Genomic DNA, 17,187 nt, shown 5'->3' on the forward strand with positions numbered 1-17,187 from the left:
ACTTGCATACCGGCAACCTTACCCTGCAAAGTCTGCATGGCCTGTCCAGAAGGCGATTTCGCAATTTCTTCGGAATTGACCGTCGAAATCGATGAAGTCAGGTCTTTGACTTTTAATTGTCCATAACCAACTACAACCACCTCGTCAACCAGCTCGGTCGATTGCTCCAACTGTACATTAATCGTCGTGCGATTATTGACAGCAACTTCCTGACTGGCCAAGCCAACAAAACTAAAAACCAGGACATCATCGCCTGCTGCCTGAATGGTATAGTTCCCGTCAAAATCTGTGATTGTTCCAGAAGTGGTACCCTGGATAATGATACTAGCCCCAGGAATCGGTTCTCCGGTTTCGGATTCAGTTACTGTTCCTGTTATCGCTGTTTGTTGCGAGAAAACCACAGTAACCGAAAAAATCAAGTAAAAAAGAAACATTAGTTTTTTCATAGTATACTTTTTTGATCAGTTTGTGACCCAAAGCTACGGTGTGACCTCGCGTTTAAGAAAAATTCACATACACTTCTAATTCACATGGGCTGATGAAGTAGCTTTTCAGACTCATTATTACCTCACACTAAACAAAGCACACAGATATAGCAGCCTAATTAACAGGTCTTTTGAATACTTATGTTTTTCTTTTTTATCATTTTTTATTCGTATATTGTACAACATATTTTGCTAAAATTTGTTAAAAAAAATGAACCCAGCGTTAATATATCGTTTAGTTTATGTGCACAGATATCATTAAAAACAATAAATTATTACATTCGCGGGAGAAATTTCTTGCTTTGACTTGATCATGATCTCTGGAAAACAAACTATGTCCAACTAGAGGCGATGTGGTTGAATCGATCAATAAACCGAAGAAAATGAAAAGTTACATGTTACTTTTGTTAGTCATCGGCAATGTAGTAGCGGGTCCAATGCTTTTCAGGGAAAACACATCTTATGGCAATACCCAAGTAAACACGATTAGGAATTTTCAGAAAGAAACCTACCAGGCTGCCAAGCAAAACTGGTCGGTTGATCGATGTCCCAACGGGTTTATATATTTTGCCAATCACAGGGGGTTATTAGAGTTCGACGGCATTAACTGGAAGTTGTATCATCTTCCAAACGAAACCATATTGCGATCAGTGATGGTTGCTTCCGACTCGCTGATTTACACCGCCGGCTACCGGGAACTGGGATATTGGAAAGCAAACAAAACCGGAGAACTGAGCTACTACTCGTTAAATGAGTTAGCCGAACGATATTTTTCAGACAACGAAGAGTTTTGGAATATTGCCTTGCTCAACGATGCAGTTTATTTCCACTCCTTCAACAGTGTGTTGATGTATCGCAATGACCAAATTACACCGATTGAGTTGCCCGGCTTTACCAATACTATGCACCGGGTGGGCAACGACATCTTACTTGCCGTGCGCAACCAAGGAATTTTCAGAATTGAAGACGGACAAGCAGTTCCTCATATCCAATCGCCTCTTTTCGAAAATATCATGATTCGTTTTATTCTTCCTTACCAAGATGATCAACTGATGATTGGGACCAACTCAAACGGAATCTTCATTTGGGACGGAAGTTCCATAACACAATGGAACCGGGATTGGCATCAGTATTTCAGAAAAAACGAAGTGAACCGGGGCTATATAGATGGGCAGGGGCATTTCATTATTGGCACCATTATGGACGGAATACTCGTATTCGATGAGCATGGACACCTACTAAACAATTACAATACTTCCAACGGACTTCAAAACAATACGGTCCTCGGGATTTCAACCGACCAATTCAACAACATCTGGCTAGCGCTTGACAACGGCGTCGATTTTGTCTCTAATGCCGCCAATCTGGGGTTTATGATTGAAACCATTCCCAATATTGGGGCCGTGTATGATGCGGCTGTTTTTGAAGACCATGTGTACCTTGGAACAAACCAAGGCTTATTCACCCGTAGCCTATATAATGACCCGTCGGAATACGAACTTGTACCGGAAACCCAAGATCAGGTGTGGGATATCCACATTCACGACGATCATCTTTTTGCGGGGCACAACGATGGGGTGATTCAGTTAAAAAATGGAAAGCAACAGTTCATTTCTCAGCAGTCGGGCGGCTTCTCGATCCGGCAGGATCCTATGAAAGCTGGATATTTGTTGGCTTCAACCTACTCGAGTATCATCCGGCTCAAGCAGCAAAATGGGTTCTACACGCAGGACGGAACCATCAAAGGCTTTGTGGACCTGATCCGCTACATAGAGATTGATCACCTGGGCGATATCTGGGCCAGCCACATGCGGCGCGGAATCTATCGACTTCAGTTAAACGACAAACGCGACAGCGTGATCAACAGACGCTACTACGGACTGAATTCGGTATTCAAAAAAGATCATTCGCTGCATGTTTTTAAGGTCGAAAACCGAATTGTGTTCACTACCGAAGAAAAGCTTTACACCTATGATGATTTAAATGATTCAATCATTCCTTACCATTTTTTAAACGAGCAGCTGAAAGACATGGCTGCCGCCAAACGAATTGTTGCGGCCCCCGATCATCATTACTGGCTGATTACCGATTCTGAAATCGGGCTGTTCCGGATTTTTAACAATACGATTGACCCGATCAAAACCTACCCTCGCTCCCTATTCTCAGGAAATGAACTGATCGATGATTTTGAAAACATCCTGCCCCTCACCGCTACCAAAGCCATTGTTTGTCTCGAAAACGGAATTGCCCAGCTTGATGCTGAGGCAGCCGACACCAGCTCAGTAATCAGTGGATTTCAGCCTAAACTACGCACCCTAGAACTGACCAACAACCGACAGCAAACCACCCTGGGTCCTATCAACAAACAGGAAATATTCATTCAGTACAAATACCACAACGTACAGCTCCACTATTCCTTTCCGTTGTTTACGCACAGTCCCATCTATTTTCAGTCGTTTATGAAAGGGCTGGATCAGGATTGGACTGAAACAAAAGTAATCCCTCAGTTCAGCTTCGACAGGCTGCCGGCAGGCGAATACGAATTGCTGGTGAAAGCGGTTGATCAGTGGGGAAATGAAAGCCAGGTTAATTCGTTACGCATTGAAGTCGCGTCGCCCTGGTATCTGTCGAACTATGCACGAACAGTCTATTTGTTCGCCTTCCTTGGAGTTCTGTTTGGATTTCGAACCTGGGGGATTCAACAAACCCGAAAAAAAGAGCGACTGGAGCACGAAAAACGCGAAAAGGAACTCATCCGGCTCCGAAATGAAAAATTGCGAAACGAAATACAACACAAGAGCAAAGAACTGGCTAACTCCACCATGTCAATCATCAAAAAGAATGAACTGCTGCTTGAAATTAAGGAAATTGCAGCACGGCAAAAAGAGCAATTAGGATCGCGCTACCCCGACAAATACTATTATCACCTCACCCGCAAGATTGAAGAAAACATTACCAGCCAGGATGATTGGCAAGTCTTTGAAACCAATTTTGAGCGGGCCCACGAACAGTTTCTGAACAAGATCAAGGAAATGTATCCCGAATTAACAGCCAAAGACCTTCGCCTGTGCGCCTTCCTGCGTATGAATCTGGCATCCAAGGAAATTGCGCCACTCTTGGGCATATCGGTACGCGGCGTTGAAAATCACCGCTACCGCCTACGAAAGAAAATGAGCCTTGACCACGATGAAAAACTGATTGATCTGATTCTGGAGCTCTAAACCCAGTCAAACTTTTTTTTTGAAACGATTTTATTTTTGTAGGTAGTTTTTCAGGAATTACTATATTTGCACTCGCATTCAAACACGGGTGTAGCTCAGTTGGTAGAGCACTGGTCTCCAAAACCAGGTGTCGGGCGTTCGAGTCGCTCCTCCCGTGCAAAAGAGCTGTTCTTCGGAGCAGCTCTTTTTTTTATTCGATTTACCCGCTCAATCATGGCTCACATTGAAAAACCGGCTCACATTGGATCAGTTTAAGGATCAGTTTAAATTTCCGGTGGAGAGCAAATTGTGTGCAAATAAAAAAAGAGAGTTACAACTCATTTGTCGTAACTCTCTGATTTCTTTTGTGAACCTGGCGAGACTCGAACTCACAACCTCCTGATCCGTAGTCAGGTGCTCTATCCATTAAGCTACAGGTCCATTGCAAAAGCGCTGCAAATATACTATTTTTTGAATGTAACGATCAAATAATTCCAGCTTTTTTTAGCGATTATATTTGTGCATTTTATCCTGTATGGTTACATCTTGCTGAAATACAGTTTGTAGCTTCATGTAGGTCATTAATTTTTCGGTTCCATTTCTTTCCAACTCCTGATGAATGCTCCTGACTAAAGCCATTAATTCATCAAATTTCCCTTCAATAACGGTTTCAAACGGGCATACCTGGTAGGTTAAACCCGACTCCTCAATCAGCTTAATAGCGACATCAACAAGGTCGTAACTATTTTTACCGTCGGCCTGCGGCAGCACCTGCAAAGCCAGGTTAATCTTATTTTCTTCCATTTTTTGCCTTTTTTATGAATTCTTTTATTTCGTCAACGTCCAGCTTCTTCACGTTGGTGATGATTACATCTTCGCTTAAAAAATTTCCATATTGGTTGCACTCATCGATAAACGACTTAAAAGTGGCGTGCAAGTTTTGTTTGAGTGGAAACAAAAATACTGCTGTAACAAAATGATCATCGAAGGTTATTTCCTCCAATTCGCCCTCGCTTTCAGACAGAAAAAAACGAAACTCACTTTCAACAAGCTTCCGTTGAGTTTCATTAAATGGGGTTTTGGCTTCGGCATGCATCATGGCTACAAAATAGCGTATGTTTTGACCTTTACCTCCAAGCCCAGTAGAAATGAACACCTGCTGCTCGCCCAATAAAGAGCTTTGAATAACCATACGACTTTCCTGCAATGCCAGCACCGACCAGTTTTTGATCTCGTCGTCGGCCTGTTTGTGAAAAGCTTCAATAATTCGAAAAGCTTCCACATCATCAATCGCCGCGAGCTGAACCAACAAGCGTTTTTTTTCTTCTAGTTCGATATCAGGATGATACAAGGCGGTTTTTACTTCGGCAATTGTCGATCTATCCATTGATTCTGCCCGCATTTCCCGGGCCATCTCAAAATAAGCGATTTGCAACTCAATATCAATCTGCTCTTCAAGAATATTGAAATCTTCAGGCAATCCATTGATGGCGTCTTGTATGTGTTTTAAATGATCTTCTTCTTTCATACGATCTGTTCTTAGTCTGCAAAGTTAAGGTAATCCAAAAAGCAGGCACGGCTTTTCCCTGATTTTTCAATTCTTTTTTAAAAACTTAAATATCTTTGCACCGTTATTTTAATTTAATTCAAATTAGCATAGAGGAGACAGTGGGTGAGGCTTTCTGAGGTAAAAAATAATGAAACGGTCATCATAACCAAGGTTCTTGGGCATGGTTCTTTCAGAAAAAGAATTATGGAAATGGGATTTGTCACCGGAAAAGAAGTAAAGGTGATTAAAAATGCTCCCTTTAAAGGTCCTATTGAATTCAAAATCCTGGATTACAACATTACGTTGCGCAGGTCGGAAGCCAGTCTAATTGAAGTGGTCTCTTTTCATGAAGCAGAAGAGCTGGTTAGCAAAAACTACGAAGGTGTTATTGATCAGGAGATTCTGAAAAGATCGGCCACTGAAAAGGGGAAAATTATCAACATTGCGCTGGTTGGAAATCCCAACTGTGGAAAAACAACGTTATTCAATTATTTATCCGGGTCGAAAGAGCATGTTGGAAACTACAGCGGTGTAACTATCAACGCAAAAAAAGCTTCCTTCAAAAAAAATGGTTACCAGTTCAACTTAGTTGATTTGCCCGGCACCTATTCGCTAACGGCCTATTCGCCAGAAGAAATTTACGTCAGAAAATACATTTGGCGCGAAACACCCGATATTGTTATCAATGTCATCGATTCGTCGAACCTGGAACGAAACCTGTTTCTGACCACCCAACTGATTGACATGGATATCAAGGTGGTTTGCGCCTTGAATATGTATGATGAGTTGCTGAAAAACGAAAGCGACTTCAGTTATGAGAAGATGGGAAAAATGATGGGGATTCCAATTATTCCAACAATAAGTTCCAAAGGAAAGGGAATTAATGATCTACTCGGCAAGGCCATCGAAGTTTATGAAGACCGAGATCCTATTGTCCGGCACATCCACATTAACTACGGGCAGGAGATCGAAAAAGCGATTCAGCGAATCCGGACCAAAATCAAAGAAAATAAACCCATCACAGATAAAATCTCATCCCGCTTTTTAGCTCTGAAATTGCTGGAAAAAGACAATGAAACGCTGTTCAATCTGTCGAGGTATTCTAACTTTGACGAAATAAAAGCGATTGCAAAAGAAGAAACCCGGCGAATTGAAACCCTTTATAATGCTGATACTGAAACGGTGATTACCGATGCGAAGTATGGCTTTATCGCCGGGGCCCTGAAAGAAAATCTCAAGCAAAAAATCAATAGCGAAAAGTCACGGTCAGAGAAAATTGATTATTTTCTGACCCATCCGTTACTGGGCATGCCGATTTTTGTTGTCCTCATTTTTATCGCCTTTTACAGTACGTTCACCCTCGGCAGTTATCCCATGGCCTGGATTGAAAGCTTGGTGGGAGGTCTCAGCGGATTTGTCTCCTCGACCCTTTCTCCCGGTATGCTGCGCGACTTACTAACCAATGGAATTATCGATGGAACCGGAAGCGTGCTGGTTTTTCTACCCAATATTTTGATTCTGTTCTTTTTCATCTCCATCATGGAAGACTCAGGCTACATGGCGCGGGCTGCTTTCATCATGGATAAAATCATGCATTCGTTCGGATTACACGGGCGTTCGTTCATCCCCATGGTCATGGGTTTTGGATGCAATGTCCCGGCTATTATGGCCACCCGAACTCTCCGAAGTCCAAACGACCGTTTGCTCACCATGCTCATCATTCCGTTCATGTCGTGCAGCGCGCGTTTGCCGGTTTATGTGTTGTTTATATCAGCTTTCTTTCCCAATAACCCAGGCTTGGTTTTGGTGGGAATTTATTTCACGGGAATCTTCACTGCGTTTATGGTTGCCCAAATCTTCAACAAGACCATCTTCAAAAGCAAAGAGACGCCTTTTGTACTGGAGCTCCCACCCTATCGAATTCCTACATTTAGAAATGTATTGATCCACATGTGGGATAAAACCTGGCAGTATTTGAAAAAAATTGCCGGTGTCATTTTAATTGGCGTGATTATTATTTGGGCTTTAGGCTACTTTCCCCGCGAAACAGCGGAAACAGAACATCTGTCTGCCTTAATTGAGCAAATGCGGGAAGATCAAACCTCCAGCAATAGTTCCGAAAAACTGCATCAGCTTGAAATGGAACACGAGGCCATCCGGCTGCAAAATTCATACTTGGGACAAATTGGCCAGTCAATTGAGCCCGTCATGCGTCCGTTGGGTTTCGACTGGAAAATGAGTGTGGCTCTTTTGGCTGGTCTTCCGGCGAAGGAAATTGTGGTGAGCACTATGGGAGTCCTCTACCAGGTTGACGATCGTGAAGACATTAGTCTGACCAAAAAGCTTCAGCAAGAGCGTTATTTGTCGGGGCCCAAACAGGGACAGCTAATTATTTCGGTGCCGGTAGCCCTCGCCTTTTTAATTTTCATTTTAATCTATTTCCCTTGCATTGGCGTGATTGCCACCATTAAAAATGAATCGGGCAAGTTATCCTGGGCGCTCTTTACAATGATTTACACCACCACTCTGGCGTGGGTTTTATCATTTATCACGTTGCATCTGGCACGCCTGTTTTTTTGACAGTGAACCTGCGTCTGAATCAAACTCTTTAATAAAAACTGATGGTACAGGAAATTCTGACATACCTTATTTTACTGACTACGTTGGTGGTCGTTTTTCGAAAACTTTACCGGTTGCACTCTTCATTGAACAAGCCAAAACCAAACCAACGGAAGCTGGAGAAATGCGACAGCTGCAACAGCGGGTGCCCTTTGAAAGGCACAAATACCAACACAGAGTGTCTGTCTGAACAAACGGATCAACAAAATTAACTACAGGTTCTTAAATTTCCGGATGGTTGCTATGGGATCATCCGATTTAAAAATGAAGCTTCCCGAAACCAAAACATCAGCACCCGCATCGTAAAGATTAGCGCCGGTCTCAAAATTCACACCGCCGTCAACTTCAATCAAACATTTTGGATTTTTAGAGGCGATCATCTCTTTCAGCAAACGTATTTTCTTGTAGGAATTTTTAATGAAACTCTGCCCGCCAAACCCTGGATTAACCGACATAACCAAAACCATGTCCAGATCAACAATAATATCGTCAAGTAAATGAACCGGCGTATGTGGATTCAAACAAACACTGGCTTTCATTCCTTCATTTTTAATCGATTGCACTGTCCGGTTCAAATGCGGGCAAGTTTCGTAATGCACTGTCAGAATTGAAGCCCCGGCTTTCCGGAAAGGCACGATGAATTGATCAGGATTGGAAATCATCAAATGCACATCCAGCGGTTTCGTAGCCATTTCAGCCACTTTTTCAATCACCGGAATCCCAAAGGAAATATTGGGCACAAACACTCCGTCCATCACATCGCAATGAATGTAATCGGCTTCACTTTGATTAATCATCTCAATATCTTCACCTAATTTTGAAAAATCGGCTGATAAAATAGACGGAGCTACAAATCGTGTGGTCATGGGCTAAGAATTTTAGCACAAAGGTAATTTTTATCGGGTTGAATAGAAATCAGAATCGACAGAAAACTCGCATTTACTGCCCCAAATAGGACTTCAATAAACGGTTACGGTAATTATTTTTCAAACGTTTGATTGATTTCTCCTTGATTTGCCGTACCCGTTCCCGAGTCAGGTTGAAAAGTGAACCAATTTCTTCCAAGGTGTGTTGCCGATAACCACTCAAACCAAAGTAGTGTTTCAGGATTTCAGCTTCTCGCTCTCCTAAGGTCATCAGTGTTCTCTCAATTTCCTTTTTTAGTGAATTGTTCATCAGCTCGTCATCCGGGCTCGGCGATTCGTCATTCAGCATGACATCGTATAAGTTGTTGTCATCTTCGTCACGCATCGGCGCATCCATTGATACGTGATGGCTGGACACTTTCATGGAGTCTTCAACTACTTCAGCTGTAGTTTCCAAAATTTTTGCGACCTCAGCAGCAGTAGGCTCCCGTTGAAACTCCTGCTCCAACTTCGAGAAAGTTCGGTTGATTTTATTGATTGACCCGATTTTATTAAGAGGCAGCCGCACGATCCGAGCTTGCTCGGCCAAAGCTTGTAAAATCGATTGACGAATCCACCACACTGCATACGAAATAAACTTAAATCCGCGGGTTTCGTCAAAACGTTCGGCAGCTTTTATTAGTCCTAAATTTCCTTCATTAATTAAGTCGGGGAGGCTTAACCCTTGGTTTTGGTATTGTTTCGATACTGAAACCACAAAACGAAGATTTGCTTTAATTAATTCTTCCAAAGCTGCACGGTCTCCCTTTTTTATCCGTTTAGCCAACTCGACTTCCTTTTCAGCGGTTAATAAGTCAACTTTTCCTATCTCGTGCAAGTACTTATCCAGCGACAGGGTTTCCCTGTTGGTTACTTGTTTGGTAATCTTTAACTGTCTCATACGGCTGAAATATCAAATAAATAGGTTAAAAAAGAATGCAAAACAGGCATCATTCTTGTCGAGTGAAAATAAATAATAAAAGCCTATAATCAGCAGAAATTCATTTTTTTTTCATGAACTGTGCTATTTTGCCCGAAAACTGCCTAATCCCTCATATGGATGAACCAAAAAACCGGTATTTTTGTTTAAGAATTTGCTCTTACGCAAATTAAAATCCAGAGAAATTAGAATCTTTTTTGGGGAATAGCTTCATATTCGTTAATATTGCAGAATAATTCGATTTTTTACTTTATCCAGATAATTTTCCAAAAAGACATTTTACTATTCTCCTCCGAGCATTAATAGATGTAATTAATTTTCAAAAAATATGTATGACATTATTGAATTAAGCAAAAAGTTGGTTCCCGAACTGAGGGATATCGCTAAGGAGCTTAACGTTAAGAAGGTGGAATCTTTCAAAAAACAAGACCTGATTTACAAAATTTTAGATACTCAGGCAATTATCGCCTCTGAAAAAAAATCTGATTTTTCAAAGAAAGACAGGGGGCCGAAAAACAAACCCGACACCAGAACAGAGCCCAAAGCGGACAATAAAAACAAACCATCTGGTGATGAGGGAGACAGTCAAGATGGACAAAAGAACAAAAAACGTAAACGGACAACCGTTATTAAAGCGTCTTCGTTTTTTGACAAGTCAAAGAAATTGGGCGAAACTCCTCAAAAACCCGCCGACAATAAGCCGGGTGAAGCTCAAGACAAAAAGGCAGATGAGCCTCAAGAACAACAACAGCCGGCTCAAAAACCAACTGTAACACTTAAAAAGGCAGAAAAGGGCCCGCAAGAACATGCAGCCGCCAAACAACACACGTCAAAAGAGCAAAAGAAAGAGCAGCCGGACCGCAAACCGAAACACCCTAAATGGGAAAACAAAGGCAAGCACGGCAATGGTGGGTCTGACAAATCGTACGAATTTGAAGGAATTATTACCAACTCAGGCGTTTTGGAAATTATGCCCGATGGGTATGGTTTTATGCGTTCGTCGGACTACAACTACCTGAACTCGCCTGATGACGTTTATGTTTCTCAATCACAAATTAAGTTGTTCGGTCTGAAAACCGGAGATACGGTTACCGGGACGATTCGTCCACCCAAAGAAGGCGAAAAATACTTCCCGCTAATTAAAGTTCTTGAAATTAATGGAAGAACTCCTGATTACATTCGGGATCGTGTCCCTTTTGATCATTTGACTCCGCTCTTTCCGAATGAAAAATTTAACCTGACCGGAAACGGGCATGATAATATTTCGACTCGTGTGGTTGATTTGTTTGCCCCGATTGGTAAGGGACAGCGAGGTTTGATTGTAGCTCAGCCAAAGACTGGTAAAACCATGTTGCTAAAGGAAATAGCAAATGCCATTGCAGCCAATCATCCGGAAGTTTACATGATTGTTCTGTTGATCGATGAACGCCCGGAGGAAGTTACCGACATGGCACGCAGCGTAAATGCCGAAGTGATTTCATCTACTTTTGATGAACCAGCTGACCGCCATGTGCGCGTTGCCGGCATGGTGCTTGAAAAGGCCAAACGAATGGTTGAGTGTGGCCACGATGTGGTGATTTTATTGGACTCAATTACCCGCCTGGCCCGTGCCTACAATACGGTTGCTCCAGCCTCCGGGAAAGTGCTTTCAGGTGGTGTTGATGCCAACGCCCTGCACAAACCAAAACGCTTTTTTGGCGCTGCCCGTAACATCGAAGAAGGCGGCTCACTGACCATCCTTTCAACGGCTCTAACTGAAACCGGCTCGAAAATGGATGATGTAATCTTTGAAGAATTTAAAGGTACCGGCAACATGGAATTGCAGCTCGACCGCAGACTGTCGAACAAACGGATTTTCCCTGCAGTGGATATTGTTTCGTCCAGCACACGTCGCGAAGACTTGCTGCTTTCGAAAGCCATGATGGACCGGATCTGGATCTTGCGAAATTACCTGGCCGATATGAATTCATTGGAAGCCATGGATTTCATCAAAACCAGACTGATGCGTACCGATTCAGTTGAAGAGTTCCTTATCTCGATGAATAGTGAATAAAACTCAGAAAAGGAATTAAAATAGTGAAGCCGCTTGCAACATGCAAACGGCTTCTTTTTTTTAGTTAATTTCTCTGGTTAGTTTCTTCAGAAAATCAAGCTGTTCATTCTCCAGAAGTGGTGACAATTTCTTCAGCACTTTTTTGTGGTATTGATTAATCCAATCCATTTCTTCTGCTGTCAATAATTTTTTATCGACCAGGGTCAAGTCGATCGGGCACAGGGTCAGCGTTTCAAAAGCTAAAAAGCGGCCAAACGGTGTCTCCTCGTTCTCTGTACAAACAATGACATTTTCAATTCGAATTCCATATTCTCCTTCGCGGTAAAGACCCGGCTCGTTCGATAAGACCATGCCCGGCTTGATGGTTTGTTCGTTGTACTCCTGACGAATGCTCATCGGTCCTTCGTGCACATTCAGAAAATAGCCGATGCCATGCCCCGTACCATGACCATAGTTCATGCCATTTTTCCACAGATGCATACGAGCATAACAATCCAGGTTGCTGCCAACTGTTCCTGCCGGAAATTGCGCCATGCTTAAGCCAATCATGCCTTTCAGCACCAAGGTGAAATCCCGTTTTTGCATTTTTGTCGGTTTTGAAAGGGCAATCGTGCGTGTAATGTCGGTTGTGCCGCCCAAGTACTGGCCCCCGGAATCGAAAAGCAAAATCCCCTCATCACAAATGCTGGCAGCAGTTTCCTTGGTCACCGAGCGATGCACAATGGCTCCGTTGCCATTCAAGCCAACAATCGGGTAAAAACTGTTTCCCCGAAAACCTTCTTGTTGTGAGCGAAAATATTCCAGTTTTTCCACCACATCGTATTCGGTCATTGGCGATTTCCCCACTGTTTTACCCAACCAATACAAAAAGTTGACCATAGCCGCCCCGTCTTTTTTCATCGTCTCCCGAATATGAATAATCTCGAAAGTAGATTTCTGGGCTTTCAACAAAGTTGGAGCAGACGTTTGCTCGATGATTCTTACTGCGTCCGGAATAGCATCTCGCACAGCTTGGTTGGTCCGCGCCGGATCAAGCATCACCACGCGGTCATCTTTCAGATTCAAAAGAAAATCGTAGAATCCCACATACTCTCTTAGCTGAATGCCTTCTTCTTGTAACTGATCAGCCAAGTTGGAATCAATTTTTATGGAATCGACAAAAAGAATCTTCTGGTCTTCGGAAAGGAAAGCAAAGCCAATAAACACCGGATTAAAATCAACGTCGGTTCCTCTCAGGTTGAACGTCCAAGCCAAATCATCCAGGGCGGTAATAACAGTCGCATTGGCACCGTTTGCTTTTACAAACTGAAGCACTCCCTTGAATTTATCGGTTCGTTTGGTACCTGCAAATTGTAATTCGTGCTCAGAAATCTTATTCGTCGGCATGGTGGGACGATCTTCCCAAAAGGCTGCCAGTAAATCTCCGGTATCTTTCAAGGACAATCCTTTGGCCGCCAGATCACTGCTGAACTGCTTGTACTGGTTGATGGACATGCAGGAAAAATCTGTTCCTACGGTATCCGCTTGACTAAGCGTCTCGGATAACCATTCGGCTGGCTCGGGAGTGCCGGCGACCCGCTGCTTCATCATCTCAATGCCGGTCCCATCGAGTTCGGTGGCAGCTTGCAGAAAATAGCGCGAGTCGGTCCATAAAGCCGTATTATCTCTCGTAACTATTACCAGGCCGGCCGACCCGGTAAAACCGCTGATAAAACTGCGAGATTGCCAATGCCCTGGCAGATATTCACTTTGATGAGGATCTGTTCCTGAGAAGCAATATGCCTGAACATTGGCCTTTTCCATTTGCAGCCTCAAGTTTGCCAGGCGTGTTTTAATTATTTCAACTGTGTTCATTTAATTTCTTTAGAATATTTTTCATTGATTGTGCGGGCAACTCATCCAGATTCACTTCGGCAGGATGATAGAATTCGATTGCCGAAATATCATCCATCGGTTTCAGATTGGTCATCGATTCCAGCTCAACCGTAAACACCAGATCGAGCGTATGAATCTGGATGCCCGAAAAAGGATAAATATTTGGGAAAGAACAAAAATAGTCCATCGTTTTAACCCCAGTGCCCAGTTCTTCTTTCAACTCGCGGGCCAGCGAATCTTCGGCCGTTTCCATCGGATCAACAAAACCGCCTGGAAAATCGAGCATGCCTTTGTGTGGCTCAATCGCTCTGCGGGTTAGCATCACTTTTCCCTCTTCATTAAAAATAATGGCGGCCACTGCTGCCGATGTATTGAAAAAGTAATGAAACCCGCAATGCAGACACTTTTTCGATCGGTTGCCGCTTTGCCTCAATTGGGTTGAGCCGCAGCTTGGGCAGTATTTAAAAACTTGATTGGGATGTTTTGCTTCAGTCATTAGTCAATTATTGCCATTGATTTTAGCCAGTCGACAAATAATTCCGGCCACTTAGCTACCGGAATATCCCGGTCTGTCATTCCAAAGCCATGACCTCCTTTAGCGAAAATGTGCAACTCTGCAGGAATATCATGCTTTTTAAGTTCCCTGTAAAACGAGATTGAATTTTCAGGAATAACACCTTTGTCATCATCGGCCAAAACAAAGAAAGTGGGTGGAGTGTTCGCGGCTACCCACAATTCGTTTGAAAACTGCCGGGCAATGTTCCAGTCGTTGGTTTCGCCAATCAGGTTTTTCCGCGAACCCATGTGCCCAACGCCCTCTTTGAAACTAATCACCGGATAAAGTAACAGCATAAAATCGGGGCGGGCACTAATTTGCTGATAGGGAGCGGTGGTTTTGGGTTCAGCCTGGTCGAATTGAGTTCCAGCCGTGGAAGCCAAATGTCCTCCGGCAGATGAACCTGCGATACCAATTTTCTGAGGGTCAATACCCCACTCCTGCGCTTTGTGACGAGTAAGCCTGATGGCTTGCAACGCGTCGGTTAAAGGTATTTCGGAATTGCCATAGGGCAAGCGGTATTTTAATACGATGCCGGTAATTCCATGCTGCTTGAGGTATTCCGCAATCCGGAAACCTTCATGGTCGATTGCTTCAATCCAATACCCACCGCCCGGGCAGACAATTACCGCGGCGCCTGTGTTTTTTTCTTTTGCAGGTTGATAAATATAAAGTTCGGCTTCGGAGATATTGCTGTAGCGATAAGTTCCACGCTCTTTATAATATTCTTCTTCACCCGGAGGGGTATTCTTGTTGGGCGGGCCATCGGGCCATAATTTTAGTTGAAAATCTTGCGCCAAAAGTGTTGCCGGTAGTACAACGAATAAAAATAGAAGCGTGTTTCTGTTCATTTGATTTGTATTTTGGTGTATTCAGGTAAAAGTACAAATAAATGCTAAAAAATGAATTTTAGCTGCCGTCCTGTTCTGTCTATTTTTCGTCAATTAACTACTTTTGCACCATGTTTTTCAATTTGTTTCTGACAGGATTAATTATTGGAGTTGCCGTTTCCATTCCGCTTGGGCCAATCGGTGTACTGATTATTCAGCGTACGGTGAACAAAGACCGCACTGCTGGATTTTTATCGGGCATGGGAGCAGCCACTTCGGATGCGATCTATGCTATCATTGCCGGCTTTAGCTTAACCTGGATAATTAACTTCATCCGACAATACCAGCTGACCTTCCAAACCCTTGGCGCGCTGATCATCATGCTATTGGGAGTCCATATTTTTCTTAAGAATCCGGTAAAGGATATTCGCCGCCTACGTAGAAAAGGCTCGTCCTATTTCCAGGATTTTGTGTCTACGTTCCTAATTACCTTTCCTAACCCACTGGTTATTTTTGTTTTTCTGGCTGTGTTTGCCAGCACCGGGATTGTTCTCAACCTGGATACTCCCTACCAATCGTTTGTCATCGTTTTTGGAGTATTTTCAGGAGCCTGCAGTTGGTGGTTGTTGCTGACCGGCCTGGTTAGCTTATTTAAACACCGTTTTAATCTGAGATTGCTCTGGTGGTTCAATAAAATAGCCGGAGTTTTGATCTGGATCTTTGTGATTATCAGCTACACATACTCGTTGTTCAATCAACTTAAGATTTAAAATGAAGCTCCAATGCTCTACGAAACTTTTCCGGAATCCGGCAAGGCTTGTTTGCTACGGCATCAAAGAAAACCAAGACCACTTGACCTGTATTGATCAATTCATTTTGTTGATTGTAAATCTCTGTTTTGATTGGAAATTTGACTTTCGGAATTGTTTCCACAATGGTTCGGATAGTCAGTAGGTCATCGTAGTAAGCCGACTTCAGATAGTTGATATTTAAGCTACGAGCGGGAAGCAAAATGTTTGACGCTTCAATCTCCTTGTAGGTCAATCCAAGTTCCCTGATCATTTCCGTTCTTCCAATCTCATAATAACGGGGATAAACACCATAATAAACAACGCCCATCTTATCGGTGTCTTCGTAGTAAACGCGTACTTGTGTTTCACTAATCAGCATGTGGTTCCTTTAAATAAATGGCGAATTGGGTTCTTTGCGCATGTGGTTGTATGTGAGTTTATCCAATAGCCCCGGCCAAAACTTACCCAGAAAAACGGACAATTTACCTTCAACAAAAGTCAGAATCAGTTCGCGTTTACGCTTCTTAACAGCATTGGCAATGTGCCAGGCACATTTCTCAGCAGTCATCATTTTGCTCTCATCGCGCGGGGTTTGTCCTTGTGATGAACCATCCTGGGTCAGGGCAGCCTCACGAACCTCGGATGCAGTAAACCCCGGAGCGGCAACCAAAACATGTAATCCGGTTTTTAGGTTTTCAACGCGGAGCGCATCCAAAAATCCTCGGATCGCGTATTTTGAAGCAGAATAACCGGTTCGTGCCGGAAGACCTACATAGCCTGCAATTGAGATAACACCCACCACACTACCTTTAGTTTTAAGCAAGTGAGGTAAAGCGCTTTTTGTGCAATAAACCGTCCCCCAAAAGTTCACGTCCATCAGCTTTTTGATAACACTGAGATCCAGTTCAGCAAACAACGCACGCATAGAAATACCTGCATTATTGATCAGAACATCGATTCTGCCATAGTGTGAAACAGCTTGGTTAATGAGGTTCTGACAATCTTGTTCCTGGCTAACGTCAGCTTGAATTGTAAGCATCGTGGCGTTTGGTAAATCATTCTTTATTTGCTGCAGGCGATCGAGTCGGCGAGCAGCCAAAACCAACGAGGCCCCGCGCGAAGCAAACTCATAAGCCAATGCTTTACCAATTCCGGAAGAAGCCCCGGTGATCACCACAACTTTGTCTTTCATAATCGCGTAAAATCAGTTTCCGTCAAAAATAGCCTTTTTTTGTCAGGATAGCAGAAGCTATTTTGCTTTGAAAAAAAATATCCAATCGGAAATATATTTCTAAAATAAAATTTGCAATTAAAATCATAGTTTTTACCTTTGCACCGCCTTTAAACAAAAAGGCAACATCGAGGATGACTCAGTAGCTCAGCT

Annotated in this window: 14 protein-coding genes and 2 tRNA genes; 5 read left to right on the forward strand and 11 right to left on the reverse strand. The window is 43.1% G+C overall.

Annotated elements, in window-relative coordinates:
• Positions 1-446, reverse strand: a 446-nt coding sequence (locus tag AAC033_RS14735; protein WP_339739456.1) for a carboxypeptidase-like regulatory domain-containing protein, incomplete at its 3' end; no start/stop codon positions are given.
• Positions 447-868: 422 nt separating this feature from the next.
• On the opposite strand from AAC033_RS14735, the gene AAC033_RS14740 reads away from it, so the two are divergent.
• Positions 869-3,706, forward strand: coding sequence for a regulator (locus AAC033_RS14740; protein ID WP_339739458.1), 2,838 nt, complete (start codon positions 869-871; stop codon positions 3,704-3,706).
• An 84-nt stretch (positions 3,707-3,790) separates the two neighbouring features.
• Positions 3,791-3,863 (forward strand) — tRNA-Trp (locus AAC033_RS14745).
• A gap of 190 nt (positions 3,864-4,053) precedes the next feature.
• On the opposite strand, the gene AAC033_RS14750 is transcribed toward AAC033_RS14745, so the two are convergent.
• From AAC033_RS14750 to AAC033_RS14760, 3 genes are all read right to left on the reverse strand, one after another.
• Positions 4,054-4,126: transfer RNA gene (locus AAC033_RS14750), tRNA-Arg, on the reverse strand.
• Between the two features lie 63 nt (positions 4,127-4,189).
• Entirely contained in the window at positions 4,190-4,489 is a 300-nt protein-coding gene (locus tag AAC033_RS14755) for a thiamine-binding protein (protein ID WP_339739460.1), read from the reverse strand.
• Positions 4,476-5,213: a hypothetical protein gene (locus tag AAC033_RS14760; RefSeq protein WP_339739462.1), complete on the reverse strand. Its 738-nt coding sequence runs from the start codon at positions 5,211-5,213 to the stop codon at positions 4,476-4,478. The genes AAC033_RS14755 and AAC033_RS14760 overlap by 14 nt, the downstream gene beginning before the upstream one ends.
• 144 nt (positions 5,214-5,357) lie before the next feature.
• Between AAC033_RS14760 and feoB the strand changes: the two genes are divergently transcribed.
• Entirely contained in the window at positions 5,358-7,814 is a 2,457-nt protein-coding gene (gene feoB / locus AAC033_RS14765; protein WP_339739464.1) for a ferrous iron transport protein B, read from the forward strand.
• A 251-nt stretch (positions 7,815-8,065) separates the two neighbouring features.
• On the opposite strand, the gene rpe is transcribed toward feoB, so the two are convergent.
• Both rpe and AAC033_RS14775 read right to left on the reverse strand, forming a co-directional pair.
• Positions 8,066-8,719, reverse strand: coding sequence for a ribulose-phosphate 3-epimerase (gene rpe / locus AAC033_RS14770; protein WP_339739466.1), 654 nt, complete (start codon positions 8,717-8,719; stop codon positions 8,066-8,068).
• A gap of 73 nt (positions 8,720-8,792) precedes the next feature.
• On the reverse strand, positions 8,793-9,659 hold the full coding sequence (locus AAC033_RS14775; protein ID WP_339739468.1) for a sigma-70 family RNA polymerase sigma factor: 867 nt from the start codon (positions 9,657-9,659) through the stop codon (positions 8,793-8,795).
• A gap of 367 nt (positions 9,660-10,026) precedes the next feature.
• Here AAC033_RS14775 and rho point away from each other — a divergent pair, with 367 nt between their 5' ends.
• Positions 10,027-11,751, forward strand: coding sequence for a transcription termination factor Rho (gene rho, locus AAC033_RS14780; RefSeq protein WP_339739470.1), 1,725 nt, complete (start codon positions 10,027-10,029; stop codon positions 11,749-11,751).
• 60 nt (positions 11,752-11,811) lie between these two features.
• On the opposite strand, the gene AAC033_RS14785 is transcribed toward rho, so the two are convergent.
• The 3 genes from AAC033_RS14785 to AAC033_RS14795 are packed head-to-tail and all read right to left on the reverse strand — an operon-like array spanning position 11,812 to position 15,033.
• Positions 11,812-13,605: an aminopeptidase P family protein gene (locus AAC033_RS14785; RefSeq protein WP_339739472.1), complete on the reverse strand. Its 1,794-nt coding sequence runs from the start codon at positions 13,603-13,605 to the stop codon at positions 11,812-11,814.
• Positions 13,592-14,122 (reverse strand): NUDIX domain-containing protein, encoded by a 531-nt coding sequence (locus AAC033_RS14790; protein ID WP_339739474.1) that lies wholly within the window; start codon positions 14,120-14,122, stop codon positions 13,592-13,594. The genes AAC033_RS14785 and AAC033_RS14790 overlap by 14 nt, the downstream gene beginning before the upstream one ends.
• The gene (locus tag AAC033_RS14795) at positions 14,122-15,033 is read right to left on the reverse strand and encodes an alpha/beta hydrolase (protein ID WP_339739476.1); all 912 of its coding nucleotides are present in this window, start codon (positions 15,031-15,033) and stop codon (positions 14,122-14,124) included. The genes AAC033_RS14790 and AAC033_RS14795 overlap by 1 nt, the downstream gene beginning before the upstream one ends.
• A 110-nt stretch (positions 15,034-15,143) precedes the next feature.
• Between AAC033_RS14795 and AAC033_RS14800 the strand changes: the two genes are divergently transcribed.
• Complete coding sequence (locus tag AAC033_RS14800) at positions 15,144-15,782, forward strand: LysE family transporter (RefSeq protein WP_339739479.1); 639 nt, start codon at positions 15,144-15,146, stop codon at positions 15,780-15,782.
• Here the strand turns inward: AAC033_RS14800 and AAC033_RS14805 are convergent.
• Together AAC033_RS14805 and AAC033_RS14810 are read right to left on the reverse strand one after the other, a co-directional pair.
• Complete coding sequence (locus AAC033_RS14805; RefSeq protein WP_339739481.1) at positions 15,772-16,182, reverse strand: thioesterase family protein; 411 nt, start codon at positions 16,180-16,182, stop codon at positions 15,772-15,774. The two genes, AAC033_RS14800 and AAC033_RS14805, sit on opposite strands and share 11 nt — an antisense overlap.
• A 9-nt stretch (positions 16,183-16,191) precedes the next feature.
• Entirely contained in the window at positions 16,192-16,995 is an 804-nt protein-coding gene (locus AAC033_RS14810; RefSeq protein ID WP_339739483.1) for an SDR family oxidoreductase, read from the reverse strand.
• Positions 16,996-17,187 lie beyond the last annotated feature (192 nt).

Origin of the sequence: uncultured Sunxiuqinia sp. (assembly GCF_963974515.1) — a bacterium.
Lineage (GTDB): Bacteria > Bacteroidota > Bacteroidia > Bacteroidales > Prolixibacteraceae > Sunxiuqinia.